10 protein-coding genes and 2 pseudogenes are annotated in these 13440 nt (G+C 67.9%); 6 read left to right on the forward strand and 6 right to left on the reverse strand.

The genetic code is table 11. From position 1 onward, the window contains the following. Nucleotides 1-83 precede the first annotated feature (83 nt). Nucleotides 84-347, forward strand: a pseudogene (locus tag AB0D53_RS40375) (Tn3 family transposase); the annotation flags it as partial. A gap of 332 nt (nt 348-679) precedes the next feature. Beyond that, nucleotides 680-1714, forward strand: a complete 1035-nt coding sequence (locus AB0D53_RS40380; RefSeq protein WP_362454345.1) for a hypothetical protein — start codon at nt 680-682, stop codon at nt 1712-1714. 633 nt (nt 1715-2347) lie between these two features. On the opposite strand, the gene AB0D53_RS40385 is transcribed toward AB0D53_RS40380, so the two are convergent. From AB0D53_RS40385 to AB0D53_RS40395, 3 genes are all read right to left on the reverse strand, one after another. Beyond that, nucleotides 2348-3439, reverse strand: a complete 1092-nt coding sequence (locus tag AB0D53_RS40385; protein WP_362454346.1) for an IS30 family transposase — start codon at nt 3437-3439, stop codon at nt 2348-2350. Between the two features lie 248 nt (nt 3440-3687). Beyond that, the gene (locus tag AB0D53_RS40390) at nt 3688-4539 is read right to left on the reverse strand and encodes an NAD(P)H-binding protein (protein WP_362454347.1); all 852 of its coding nucleotides are present in this window, start codon (nt 4537-4539) and stop codon (nt 3688-3690) included. 273 nt (nt 4540-4812) lie between these two features. Continuing rightward, on the reverse strand, nt 4813-5694 hold the full coding sequence (locus AB0D53_RS40395) for an SDR family oxidoreductase (RefSeq protein ID WP_362454348.1): 882 nt from the start codon (nt 5692-5694) through the stop codon (nt 4813-4815). A gap of 86 nt (nt 5695-5780) precedes the next feature. Between AB0D53_RS40395 and AB0D53_RS40400 the strand changes: the two genes are divergently transcribed. Then, nucleotides 5781-6359, forward strand: a complete 579-nt coding sequence (locus AB0D53_RS40400) for a TetR/AcrR family transcriptional regulator (RefSeq protein ID WP_362454349.1) — start codon at nt 5781-5783, stop codon at nt 6357-6359. A gap of 640 nt (nt 6360-6999) precedes the next feature. On the opposite strand, the gene AB0D53_RS40405 is transcribed toward AB0D53_RS40400, so the two are convergent. Continuing rightward, nucleotides 7000-7749 carry a helix-turn-helix domain-containing protein gene (locus AB0D53_RS40405; RefSeq protein WP_362454350.1) on the reverse strand — a complete coding sequence of 250 codons (750 nt, stop codon included), beginning with the start codon at nt 7747-7749 and terminating at the stop codon, nt 7000-7002. A gap of 1436 nt (nt 7750-9185) precedes the next feature. On the opposite strand from AB0D53_RS40405, the gene AB0D53_RS40410 reads away from it, so the two are divergent. Beyond that, nucleotides 9186-9818 carry a DUF2461 family protein gene (locus tag AB0D53_RS40410; RefSeq protein ID WP_362454351.1) on the forward strand — a complete coding sequence of 211 codons (633 nt, stop codon included), beginning with the start codon at nt 9186-9188 and terminating at the stop codon, nt 9816-9818. A gap of 186 nt (nt 9819-10004) precedes the next feature. Here the strand turns inward: AB0D53_RS40410 and AB0D53_RS40415 are convergent, their stop codons facing one another. Next, nucleotides 10005-11015: an aldo/keto reductase gene (locus tag AB0D53_RS40415; protein WP_362454352.1), complete on the reverse strand. Its 1011-nt coding sequence runs from the start codon at nt 11013-11015 to the stop codon at nt 10005-10007. Nucleotides 11016-11303: 288 nt separating this feature from the next. On the opposite strand from AB0D53_RS40415, the gene AB0D53_RS40420 reads away from it, so the two are divergent. Continuing rightward, nucleotides 11304-12017 (forward strand): S1 RNA-binding domain-containing protein, encoded by a 714-nt coding sequence (locus AB0D53_RS40420; protein ID WP_362454369.1) that lies wholly within the window; start codon nt 11304-11306, stop codon nt 12015-12017. A gap of 276 nt (nt 12018-12293) precedes the next feature. On the opposite strand, the pseudogene AB0D53_RS40425 reads toward AB0D53_RS40420, so the two are convergent. Next, nucleotides 12294-12569: pseudogene (locus AB0D53_RS40425) on the reverse strand (ATP-dependent DNA ligase); the annotation flags it as partial. A 137-nt stretch (nt 12570-12706) separates the two neighbouring features. On the opposite strand from AB0D53_RS40425, the gene AB0D53_RS40430 reads away from it, so the two are divergent. After that, on the forward strand, nt 12707-13417 hold the full coding sequence (locus AB0D53_RS40430) for a hypothetical protein (protein WP_362454353.1): 711 nt from the start codon (nt 12707-12709) through the stop codon (nt 13415-13417). Nucleotides 13418-13440: the final 23 nt, after the last annotated feature.

A 13440-nucleotide genomic window follows, 5' to 3' on the forward strand; every position in this document is an offset into this window, starting at 1 on the left:
CCACCCCCGCAACTACCTGGCCTTCCTCGGACTCGCCGCCGCACTCTGCTGCTACAAACGACTCGTCCGACTCACCACATAGGACACGGTCTAAGCTCGCCCGCGACATCTGCCACGGCGAACGCGGGCAGATCATGCAGGCGTACAGGTCGGGTCAGGAGGACCAGCTCGGCGCGCCCGGCCTGGTGCTGAACGCCGCGGTGCTGTGGACCACCCGCTACCTGGACGCCGCCGTCGAGCAACTGCGGGAGCTTCCTTCCGACCGGCGCGAGCACGACGTGCTGGACGAGGGCGTCGCCCGCCTCTCCCCGCTCAAGCACGCCAACCTCAACGTCCTGGGCCACTACATCTAGGGCATCGGGGTGGAGTCCGGCCGCACGGTAGGGGAAGTGCGCCTTCCGACACCGGAGTCGCGGTGACCCGGACGGACCAGGCTCCGTCCCGGCCGCGATCGGCCCACTTGGCGCCGATACCTCAGCGCGGGACGGCCGTCACGCAACTACGCGCAACCCGCCCGCTTCAACCGAGGGGGCAACGTGGGTGTACTGCAGGGGAATTGAGGGGATCAAGCGGCGGCTGACAGAGTATGGAAAGGCTTGGGGCTGGGCTGCTGCATTGATAGAGCCCTGCCGTGTGGGGATGAACGGGGCTAAGGACGGGGACTACGGGGGGATTGGTCTTGGAAATATCTGATCTCGCGTCGATGGCGGCGCAAGCTGTGGCGGCGGCGGCCTCGAGCGCGGCAAGCACTGCGGCGGCTGATCTCGTCCGAGGCAGGCTCGGCGCTTCGGAGTCCGGGCGTGCCGCGCTGGCAGAAGTGGATGCAGCGCCAGATGACGAGCAGGCCGTGCGAGGCGTGGAGGAGGCGGTCGCTGAGGAGATCGCCGGCGATGCCCAGTTCGCCGCGCGGCTTTCGGTGCTCCTGCGGGCGTCCTCACAGCAGAACATTGGCAGTGTGGTGGTCAACGGCGGCAAGGTGTCGCGGAACCAGATCGCGCTCGGCCCGCTGACCATCAACAACACACGCTCGGGATGGCTGACCCTCGTCGTCGGTGTGCTCCTGGCAGTGCTGATCGTGCTGCTCGCGGTACGCGGCGGAACGCAGCTGCTGCAGGACGACGACGCACCGCCGAGCAGCACACCCTCCGCGACCCGCGAGGGCTCCGTCACGCCGACGGCATCCGCTCTGCCTCCCACCACGGAGACGGTCCGGCTGATCCTCCCGGACCGGAACTCCGTGGACGCCCGTATCTATCCGCTGGCCGGCACCCCGACCATTCGCACGTCCGCAGCGGAGATCTTCATCTGCAGGGCAGCACCCGAGTGCAAGAACAACGCCAGCGCTGTTGGCGGGGTGGAGTACGGTCCGAAGCGCACGGCAGATAGCAATCCGGGCAATTACGCCGAATTTATCGTCCTGGCGTTCCCTGACTCGGCGACCGCCCACCTGGCGTACGTCGACCTCATGGAGAGCATCGAGAAATCTAGCGCCGACTGGGGGCATAAAGTTGCTGGCCTTGGCAACTACGGCGAGGAGAGCCAGGGCTTCTCAGAGAACAGTGGCAACCGAACGCTGGTGTTCCGCCACGGAGTCTTTATTGGCATAGCGCACCAGTTGGACGATGGGACTCCGGAGCGAGCGGACCACCTCCAGCAACTCGCCAGTATCCTCGCCGACCGCATCGCGAAGGCCAACGCGGGCCAGATCCCGTAGCCAGCCGGCACCCGTGGCATCGGGTGTGCGCGGGGCCAGGAGGTGGCGCGGGCAGCGGTTCAACCGCGTTCCTGGCCGCGGTGCTGTGCTGTGGTGACCTGCGGTTCGCGGTCAGCGACCAGCGCGGGTTGGATGGCCGGGATGAGACCGATGTGTCGTTCATTCGAGTACGCCCCGACCGGTGCGTGCTGCCACTCACCACTCTGGAGCCCGCCGAGGCGGGCAAGTGTTTCACCCTCCCCGCGGCAGACCCTCGAGCGTGACCTGTGCGCCCGGCTACGGCGCTGACCAGGACGACCCCAGCCCGGCCCGGGTGTGAGCTGCCGCTTCTACTACTCCGTCGACACACCCTGACCACGGGCCCGACCCCGGGCCGGCCAAGGGCCTGACCACGGCACCGGTCGCCCCGACCGCAGAAGCGACCACGGCAGGTCAGGAGTCGGTGATGTGGTCGAACCGCCTACGGGGGAGCGGCCCAAGGTCCCAGGGCCTACACGCACTCCAGTGCGATGCCGCTGGCCAGGGGCAGCGAAAGACCCCGGGCCGCCCAGCGCGCCTGCCCGCCAGCCTTCCGTGGCCGCCCAGTCGAGTCCGAGGCCGGCGAGGGCGTCGACTGGGCATGATGGGGCGAGCTCAAGCGGTCAGCGCATCACCGATGTTCAGAAGGTCAGCGTAGACCTCCGCCGGAGTGCGGTACCCGTGGGTCTTGCGCGGACGGTGATTGAGCTCGTGGGCGATGGCGTCCAGGTCGGCCTGGTTGAACGTGCGGAGGTCCGCTCCCTTGGGGAGGTACTGCCGTAGCAGCCGGTTGGTGTTCTCGTTGGTGCCGCGCTGCCACGGGCTCCGTGGTTTGCAGAGGTAGATCGGCGTCCCGGTCTCGGTGGTGATGGCCTGGTGCGCGGCGATCTCCCGGCCCCGGTCCCAGGTGAGCGTTCGTCGTGGCTGGGGCGGGATGCCGAGGAGACTCCTGGTGAGATGCGGGGTGACCTGCTCGGCCTTGATGCCGTCCGGCAGCGCGACGATGGTCGTGTAGCGGCTGGTGCGCTCGACCAGCGTGGCCACGGCCGAGGGCCGGGTGCCCATCACAAGGTCGCCCTCCCAGTGGCTGGGGACCTTGCGGTCCTCGACCTCGGCGGGGCGGGCGGTGATGGACACCATGCCGCGGATGATGCCCCGCCCGGTGGGCCGGCGGGCGAGCTTCGGGCGGCGCATGGGCCTGCCTGACCGCAGCCGCTGGGTGAGGCTGCGGTCGATGGCCTGGCGCCGGCGGGGGGCGTAGAGCGAGAGGTAGATCGCCTCGTGCGAGATCTGCATGGCGGCGTCACCAGGGAACTGCCGTCGTAGCCATCCAGCTATCTGCTCGGGTGACCAGCACAGAGCCAGCTTGGCTTCCACCAGGGCGCGAAGAGCAGGCCGTTGGGCGAGCTTGGCCTGCTTGGGGCGGCGCCCCCGCTTGTAGGCGGCTGCATCGGCCGAGGCAGCTCGGTAGCGGTCCCTGCCGCCGTTGCGGGCGATCTCGCGGGAGACCGTCGAAGGGGACCGACCCAGCCGCTTGGCAAGCTGCCGGGCCGATTCCCCGGCGGCGATACCGCGGGATATCTCCTCACGCTCACTGCCGCTCAGATGCCGCTCTGATCGCGTCTGCGGGGTGAGGCGGACGCCGCCGCTCTGGTCCAGGAAACGGCGGGCGTGCTGCATCGGCGCCCCGAGTGCTCGCCCGATCAAGCTGAACGACTGCCCTTCGCGCCAGCGTCTCCAGATCTCGTCCTGTTGAGCTGGTGAAAACCCGTAGTCACGCACCTGTGCCTCCACGATCACATGATCATCCGTGGGTGGTGCGTTGATCACTTGAGGGTGCCGCGAAGACATGGCCGGGTGGGTGCGCCGCTGCGCGTTCCGCCATTGTGGCCGGGGCGGGGGAAACCGGAGTGCCGAGCAGACCGGGCCCCGTATGGCTGGTCAGCACGACAAGCTCAGCGGAAGCCGTCGGCGTGGTCGACGGCCCACTGGGCGTAGGTGTGTGCCGGAGCGCCGGTGATCTTTTCGGCGATGACGGAGGTCACGGCCACGACGCTGTCGGCGGCGGCCCACTGACTCACGATCGCCTCGGCCACGACCGGATGCATTGTTCTGGCGACTTCCGCGCGAGCCTGCTCGTCGGAGATGTGTTCAACCCGGATATGACGGCCGATGGCCTCGCTGATGTGCTCGACCTGGCGTTGCAGGGTCAGGGACTCGGCCCCGTAGATGGTGTAGGCCTGGTGCGAGTGGCCCGATTCGGTCAGGGCGGTCACCGCCAGCGCCGCGATGTCCTTCTCGTGCACCGGTGCCGACTGTGCGAGCGGATAGGGAAGGCGGACGACGTTGTCAGTGCGGATCGATTCGGCCCACCAGGTGCGGGTGTTGGTCGCGAATGTCCCCGGCCTGAGGAACGTCCAGTCCATGCCGGACCGTTGGACGGCCTGCTCGATCGTGCGGTTCAGGCGGGCGACCGGGTGGTCGGCGTCGGGGTCCAGGACGACCGACACCGACGAGAGCAGAACCACCTGCCGGATCCCCGCAGCTGCGGCCGCCGCAGCGACCTTCTCGATGTCGTAGGGCTTCTGGGGGTCGAGCATTCCGTACAGGAACACCTTGTCGGCACCGTCGAGCGCTGCGGGCAGCGTCTCGGGACGCTCCAGGTCGGCGACGACTGCTTCGCACCCAGGCGTCAAGCCCGCGGCTGGGGTCCTGCTGACTGCTCTGACCTGCTCACCGGCGACCAGCAGGCCATCGGCCACATGACGACCGACGTTACCGCGAGCGCCGAAGACAACTGCCACCATGATGGAACCTCCTGCTTGTTATGGACATGAATTGCCGCATTGGCGCGGGTAGTGCGAGATGTGTCGCTGCCACGCAGGTGGCGGACCGGCGCCGGCGGGCCTGATTGTTGGAGATGGTGGGAACAAGTCGGGCGCCGGAGCGCGTTGACCGCAGGATGTGCGGGTACGAGATGTCGCTGCGGCGAGACGGTCGGTCGCGAGTGACGTAGGTGAGGGTTTTCCGCTGTCAACGTGAGCGCCGACAGCGGGTCCGCCCCGATCGTCGGTTGCCGATCAGGGCTGGATGTTCTCCAGGTCCTCCAGAAGGCTGGGGTGCTTCGACTCCCAGCCGAGCGCCTGCCGGGTGTGGGTGCTGGACGAGGGCTGGTCGGCCTTGAAGATCGGGCCGAGCGGGCCGTAGGTCTCCTCCGGCACCGACTGGACCGGCAGGCCCAACCGTCGGCCGATGACGGCCGCGATGTCCCGTACCTTGTCCCCCTCGTCGGCCACGGCGTGCCAGGCGGTACCGGCCTCCGCCTGCTCCAGGGCGAGCCGAAAGAGAACGGCCGCGTCGAGCGCGTGGACGGCGGGCCAGCGCTGTGTGCCGTCGCCGGGGTAGCCGGAGATCCTGCTCCGACGTGCGATGTTGGTCAACAGACCGGCGAACCCGCCCGTTCCCTCGTTGTGAACCGTGCGTGGCATGCGTACGGACGTGCTCCGGACCCCGCGCGAGGCCAGGCCCAGGACCGCCGTGACCGTGCGACTGCGGCCGCCGACCGGCCCGTCGGTCGGCACCAGGTCAGCCTCGGTGGAGGCACGGCCCGGCACCCAGGGCGTACCCGAGACGGTGACCAAGGGGCGGTCGCTGCCGACGAGCTCCTCGCCGAGGGTGGTGAGGGCGGCGGTCTCCTCGGCGACGTTCTGGGCGAGGGCCTCGGGGCTGCTGAAGTCGTTGCCGAAGGCCAGGTGGATCACCCCGTCGGCCTGGGCGGCGCCGGAGCGTAGGACGTCCAGATCGGCGAGGCATCCCCGCAGCGGCTCGGCGCCGGCTGCCTCGGCGGCCTGTGCGGAGGCATCGGAGCGGGCGAGCGCGAGGACGGTGTGGCCGTTGCCGAGGAGTTCGGCGACGACGGCGGAACCGATCAGACCGGTGCCGCCAGTGACAAAGACGCGCATGGAAACCCTCCCAGACGTGATGGGACTCTTGTCCCGTCACTCTAACAGGGTGATGGGACAAGAGTCCCATCGCGTATGCTGAACCCATGGGTCGATGGGAACCAGGTGCGCGTGAACGCCTCGTCGTGGCTGCGGTCGACCTGTTCACGGAGCAGGGGTATGACGCCACGACGGTTGCGCAGATCGCCGAGCGTGCCGGGGTCACCAAGAGCACCTTCTTCCGGCACTTTCCCGACAAGCGCGAGCTGCTGGTCGCCGGGCAGGAGACGCTGAGCCGGCTGCTGACCGAGGGGATCGCCGACGCGCCCGGTAACGCCGGCCCGCTTGAGGCAGTCGCTGCCGGTCTCGAGCGCGCCTCGACCGCGATGGGCCCCAGGAGTCGCGAGCTCGCCCCCCGCCTGAAGGCGGCCGTCGCCGCCAGCGCCGAGCTTCAAGAGCGTGACACCCTCAAGACCGTCAGTCTCGCGGCCGCGATGACAACCGCTCTGGTCGCCCGCGGCGTACCCGATCCGACTGCGGCTCTCGCGGGCGAGCTGGGTGTCCTCGCTTTCAAACGGGGGTACGCCGTATGGGCCGAGGGCGACCGTGGCGCCGAGGACGAGCTCGCCGGGTACACCCTGGCGGCCCTGGACGAACTGCGTGCGGCGAGCGCATCGCTGGGCTGACCGGACGAGCATCGTCCAGCGCTGGTGCGGTGGACGAGAAGCAGACCTCACAGCTCTCCGAGCTCGCTGGCCTGATCTTGGCTGTGGTCCGCCATATCCAGGCGTCCAAGGAGGCCGCAGCCGAGTCCGGAACGCCTCTGGCGCCGGCGGCTCGACACACTCCTGACGGCAGTGCCTCAGCAGTTCGTCGCGCACCCGGTCCGGATTCCGTTCCGCGTGCACCACCTATGGGGAGCTCGCCCTGGAGCAACAGCAGCTACTCGCCGGCATCGGCATTACCAACGGCGTGGCCCGCACGGCCCGGGAACACGCACGTGCGGCTTCGTTCACTTCAAGGGGTTCTGGCGCAGCTTGTCTGTGCCAGAACCCACTACTGCTCGATAAAGCCAAGTGCCCCGGGGCGCGGCATGTGAGGGTGGGCCCGGCGTAGCCCGGGGCCCTCGGCAGCTGCTCGGAGACGATTGCCGATCGATGACGCCTTCTGCGTGAAGCCACGGCAGGATGCTGTGCAGCACACAGGGGTGGCCAGGACTCGGTCCGGAGCGGGTAGTCCTTCCCAGCCAGGCATCCCCGGGTCGCCCCGTGCGGCGGTCAAGATCACTTGTCAATCGATCAGGATCATCTGCCAGAGGCCCACTCTTCACAGGTCTGCCGCGCGTGCGCGAGCGAAGAAGTCGCTGACACATCCGTCGGGGTCGCTGGCGGCATCCGTCGTCTCCAGGTTGACGAGACCGCATAATCGGCCGGGGGTGTGGCTGGACAGCGAGCGGAAGTCCCGGTTCATGTGTGCCTGGTCGTGGTAGCCGCTCATCGCGGCGAGTTCCGCTAGGGAGCGATAGTGATGAGAAGGCAGCCTGAGAGCGTACTGGAACCGGATGATCCGGGACAGAGTTTGCGGCGGTATGCCAATGTGCTCGCGGAAGAGAGCCTGAACACGTCGGCTTCCCCGCCCCGTGTTCCGGCACAGCTCACTTGTGGTCATCCCGCCGCGATGGGACCACAGCTCGTGCCATACCTCGGCCACCAGGGGAGAAACGGGAGGACGGTCAGCCAGCCGTTCCGCCAGGGTGTCGTCGATGATGGCCCACCGGCTTGCCCAGTCCCGGGCTGCGGCGAGCCGCTCGGTGATCCTCAGGGTCCATCCCGTGCCCAGGATGTCGTCGGGTTCGGCAAGTGCGTTTGCGAGGTGGTGCAGCGGAATGCCGAGGTAGAGGTATGCGCCGATAGGCGTGAACTCCACCTCGATCGCCCGCCCGGCACCTTGATAGCCGGCCAGGAGATTAGTGGCCCGCAGGCCTGCGAGCATCGAAAGCCAGCGCTCCGCTCGCGCCTCATCAGCTGAGTTGTCAAGGACGTGCAGAGGCTCCCCCCAACCCAGGAGCAGCGTCACGCGGGCGGAGGGAAGCGTGACCCTGAGCGGTCTCGCGCCAGGCATCCGGTATCCCCGATATCTGATCACGTGATCACGCAGCCATGCCGGGGGTCTCCGCTCGATCCTCTCTCCCGGACTCTCTGGTGCCACTGGTCCGCCCTTCCGCCTTCGAGGCTTGTGATGCCGCTCGTCCACTCGCGCGGGACGGTGCGTGTTCGTACAAGAAACCGACTGGCCTTGGGGGCCATTCTGAGCGGGCACCCGGGGCGTGGTGAAGGCCAGAACCAAACAACCGCGTACGAGGGAGGGCCTTGGTGCGCAGGGCACGCAGCGGGGCGACGACGGGGGAGCCGCCCCTGCGCTTCGGCCCTGTTCGGCTTTCGCTCGACCGGGGTGGTCGTCTCTGTCCGGGCAGCGCTCCAGCGCTGGCCACACAAAAAATGGAGGATAAGAATGATGCGTACGCGTCAATTGCTCGGCGGCGTAGCGCTTGGTGGGGCAATGCTGATCGGGACCGCCGTGGCACCGGCCCAGGCCGCCGCTCCCGCCCCCACGACGGCGGCCGGAGGCTGGACAATGTCCATTGGTGGCCCCATCAGGTCCTGTGCGTCCGCCAGCTGCGGGACGGTTTCCCAGACCACGTATGGGGACGATATCTACTGGACGTCGTCCCTGATCAACTCAGCCGGGAACCGCTGGTACAGGGTGACCTACCCGACCTCTGGCTACATCTATTGCGGGAACATCACCGAGCCGTGCTGACCGGGCGGCTGCGCCCCGACCGGGCCAGCAGCCAGCCACAACCCGACCACGGCCTGGCCGGCCCCCTCCCGGTCGTGCGGGCGGCACCCCACTTCGTCGGGCCGCCCCGATCACGGGCCCGACCGCAGGGCCAGGGCCAGCACGCTGCTCCTGAGCCCGTACCCGCGAAACGCCCGGTGGGCGGCGCCCCGTGTGGGGTGCCGCCCACCGGGCGTTGTTGGCGTTGGTGTCAGCTGACTTGGAGGGACAGGTTGCTTGGCCAGCCGGCCCAGGTAGCAGCGAGAGAGGTGTGCGGAGGTGGTGGCACCACTTGTGCCGCACCATCACCGAAGGGGGTGGGGGGCAGGCGGGATGGTGAGGCCGTTCCTCAGCAATGGTGCGGCCACCGGGTTCCCGCGCGGCGGGCCGCAACACGGGAGCGCCGGGCGCGGCGGCCGGGATCGTGCACGGCACACCGTCGGAGTCGTCGGCCCGAAGCGAGCACACCCCGACCATCGCCCCCGCACGGCCGGTCACTTCATGAGCAACCCTCGTCGATCAGATCACGCGCGCTCTGGCGCGGGAGCGCCCGCTGCGCACGGCAGATCTACCTGGACAGCGAGCCCCGCCGCAGCACCTACCACATTGTCTGAGATACGCCTCCCTGCCCGTCTCACTCCGTGCGCGGATCACGGGTGAGCTATCCTCCGCGCATGCGTGGACAGTTCACCGGCTGGCCGGAGCAGGCCATGGACGTGTTGTGGCAGCTCCAGGGCGAGCCGACCCGCGCGACCCGCGAGCGCTACCGCGCGGACCGCGAACGCCTGGTCCGGCAGCCGATGATCGCCCTGCTCAACGAGGTCGCGGACACCGACCCCCGGTACGAGGACTTCTCCGTCTGGCACTACCGCACCAACTCCTGGTGGTGGCAGCACCAGGGCGCTGTGATCCGACTCGGCCGCAAGATCGAGATCGGTCTCCGGTTCTCCCTGGACGGCCTGCAGATCCAGGGCGCCTGGTGGTACCCCGATCCCGGCCAGGTGGACATGTTCCGCAAAGCCGTGGCCTCCGAGAGGAGCGGCCGCGACCTGTGCGCCATCGTCGAGGACGTGCGGAAGAAGGGCTACGACATCTCCGGGGACGTGATGAAACGCCCGCCGCGCGGCTATCCGACGGACCACCCCCGTACGGACCTGCTGCGCCACCGTTCGCTGATCGCCGCCCGTCCCCTCGGCTGCGAGGAGTGGCTACACACCCCCGAGGCGGTCGACCGGGTCCTCTCGGCCGCCGCTGACCTGGACGCCCTTCTGATGTGGCTGGTCCGCCACGTGAAGCGCGCCGCCTGACATCACCTCGGCCACTGGCGGCTGCGAGGCGGGCAACGATAGGCGGCCATGTGACTCTCTACCTCAGAGTTGGGCGCGTGCTGAGCGGCTCGATGCCGCGCGACCGCCCGCAAGCACCGCCGGGCCCACCACAGGGTTGTGTAGGCCGGGGCCAAGGACTCGTCGAAGGCCCGGCGGTAGCCCGGACTACCGGGAGCCCGCCACAGGGTGCTGCTTGTAGAAGGACTCCTCCAGGTAGGCGGCCTCGTGCGGCTGGTAGGGCTCCTCCAAGTAGGCGGCCTCGGCTTCGTCGAGTTCGACGTCCACCGCGGCGAGTGCGCCGGCCAGTTGGGCCGGCTTGGTGACCCCGACGATGGGCGAGGTCACCGCGGGGTTGCGCATGACCCAGGCCAGGGCGACCTGGGCCGGGGACAGACCCCGCTTGCCCGCGATCTCGTGGACGCGCTCGGCCACTGCCTGGTCCTCGTCGCGGTAGAGGATCTTGCCGCCCTCGTCGGTCCCGGCACGCGCCGTGGCGGTGTCCCGGACCCGCGTCAGCCTGCCCCGCGCCAGCGGGCTCCACGGAATCATGCCGATGCCCTGGTCGGCGCAGAGCGGGAGCATCTCCCGCTCTGCTTCTCGGTGGATGAGGTTGTAGTGGTCCTGCATCGACACGAACCGGGTCCAGCCGTTCAGGTCAGCCAGGTACAGGGCCTTGGCGAACTGCCAGGCGTACATGGAAGAGGCTCCGATGTAGCGGACCTTCCCGGACTTGACCGCGTCGTGCAGCGCCTCGAGGGTTTCCTCGATCGGGGTGTCGTAGTCCCAGCGGTGGATCTGGTACAGGTCGATGTAGTCGGTCCCCAGTCGCTTCAGGGAGGCGTCGAGCTCGGCGAAGATCGCCTTGCGGGACAGCCCGGCGCCGTTCGGGCCAGGGCGCATCCGCATCCAGACCTTGGTGGACAGAACGACCTCCTCGCGCCGGGTGAAGTCCTTGACCGCCTGGCCGACGATCTCCTCGCTGCTTCCGGCGCTGTACCCATTGGCCGTGTCGAGGAAGTTGACGCCGCCCTCAAGGGCCTGCTTGATGATGTCCCGGCTGGCGTCCGCGCCCAGCGACCAGGGCTCGCCGCCCCGGTCCCGCTCGCCGAAGCTCATGCAACCGAGGGCGATGGCGGAGACTTCCAGACCGGTCGTTCCGAGTTTGATGTATCGCATGCGCCGAACCTAGGAGTTGGAGCGCGCTCCAACACAAACTCGGAGGCGTGGGCATGTTCCGCTGGTCCGGGCGGCGGTATCGCAGCGCTCGCGACGGCGCCCCTACCCGCGGAATCTCTTGGTTGGAACCTTGTCACGAGAGTTGGAATCAGTGCGGCCGGCGCCGACTAGGCTCACCCCGTGTCCGATCCAGCCCCTGACCCTCGCGTGCAGTCCTTGATCAACCAGCTCCGTCCGGGGGCCGTGAGAACCGTGAGGGTCACCGGGTTCGACGGAGCGGACGTCTTGGTGCAGCTCGTAGATGCCGAAGGTGAGAAAGCCGAGATCGCTCGGATTCCTCGGCAGGAGGCGTCGATGCGTCGGATGGACCATCCATCCGAGCTGTTTGAGATTGGCCAGGAGATCAACGCCGAAGAGATCGGGCGTTGGCGCGAAGGCCAGCTTCACCTCTCCGCCAGGGCATGCGAGATTCCGGCCTTGCGGTCCTTCCTCCTCGCGTTTGAACGAGGGCAGGTCGTCGCCGGGACGGTCTCCGAGGTTCACCACTTCGGGGTCTTCGTTCACGTCGATGGCGAACCGGACGGCCTCTGCACCGGCTTCATCCGGGTGCCGGACCTGACATGGGACTGGATCAGCCACCCTTCCGAGGCAGTCGAAGCAGGCCAGCGGATCACCGCTGAGGTGATTATTGCCGAGACTCGAACCGGACAGGTCACGCTCTCGCTGAAGGCTCTGCAGGATGATCCACTCATTCGGTTTGCGGATCAGGTCGGCCGGGTCCTCACCGGGACGATCACCAAGATCGTTCCTTTTGGTGTGTTCGTGCAGCTTGCTCCCGACGTTGTGGGGTTCCTTCACCTCTCAGAGCTGGCCGACGAGCCGGTCGAGACCCCTGCCAAGCTCGTCGACGAGGGCGAGCTGATCACGGTGGAGGTCACCGAGGTCGACCTCCAGCGTCACCGGGTGCGGCTGAGCGCCGCCGGTGGAGCGAGCAGAACCTAGCGAACTGGTTCCAAGAAGACTGTCAACTCGCGGTTGAGTTACAAGAAGGGTGACCACTTGGTGCCAACAAGCGTGTCCCACCGTCCAGAACCACCAGCTCGCCGAGCCTCGCTGGTTCCAACTAACGTGTCCAGGCCCAGCGGCCTCATCTGCTGGTGGAGAGGCACTTTGTTCTGCCGGAGCCACTGCCCGATCCTGAACCGGTCCTGACTCCATGCACCGTGAGGAGGCGTTGATCGCCTTGGCGGAGCCGGACATCGAGAGGACGCGCCGGGGTCAGGTGATGTCGTCCGGTGCGAGGTCGGGGCGCAGCCGGTGCCAGGAGGGGTGTCGCAGCAGTCCCGCCCGGGTTCTGGTCGCGTACCGGACCTCGCCGACCAGACGGGGCAGTACCCACCGGGCTCCGGCCACGTGCGGCACCTTGTCGAAGGGGCACTCGTCGATCGCGGCGGCTTCGAGCAGGCCGGCGAGCGTGAGGCGTTCGGTGTCGCTCCATCCGGTGCCGACGCTGCCCACGTACCGCAGGCCGCCGCTGTGCCGTTCCCCTACTAGTGCCGTATCAGGCATCGTTCGCCCTCTTGAGCGAGCCTGAGGGCCTGCCCACACGCGCGCTCCTCGGCAGGAGTTGTCGGTGGCCAATGCGATGCTGACGCCGAAGCTCCGCTTCCAGCGATCATTCAGGGGTTCTGATGAGTGAAGAGTCAGGGTCCGACCTGTCTTCGGTCGACTTCGACGCCGCTTGGTGCGCCACCGACCTCGGCAAGTACCGTGCCTGCCGTTATACCTACGAGGACTACTCCCTCGAGAGTCTGCCGCCGCTGGATTCCAGCCAGTTCATGGGTGCCTTCCGATGGCTCGGGGACGCCAGCGATCCCATCCCTCGGCAGGTCTTGAAGCTCAACGGTCTGGCACGGGACCTGGCCGCCAGGGGCCTCACCTTGCCGCAGGATTTCGTGACGTTCCAGATCACCGAGAATCTGTACGGCTCGCTGGACGAGGTTTCGGTAACTGGGTGCTGGACGAATCTTTCGGACCCGCTACCCAGTCCGGTCGAGCCCGGTGCCTTCCTGGTGCGGTTCTTCCGGGATCAGCAGGACTGCGTCATCTGGTACCTCTACCTCCGCCCTATGAGCAAGGCGTTCGTGGTGTACTCCTACCTCGACTACGAGTTCGAGTACGAGGCGCGGCGCGATGGGGAAGAGACACAGACCGATCTTGAGGATGTGGAGGAGCAGAGGGCCGCGATCCTGTGGTGTGCGCCGTCGTTCGAGGAGTTTGCCTATCGGTTCTGGATTGAGAACCGCCTCTGGCATGCGGTCAACGACCGTGAACTGCCACTGCTCGAGCCGCGGCTACAGGGTTACTTGAATTACTACGCGCCGCCTGGGGCTCCCCTGTGACCGGGCATTGAGCGAGATCCTTT

It is taken from the genome of Streptomyces sp. NPDC048295, from assembly GCF_040652135.1.
In the GTDB taxonomy this organism is placed as follows: Bacteria; Actinomycetota; Actinomycetes; order Streptomycetales; family Streptomycetaceae; genus Streptomyces.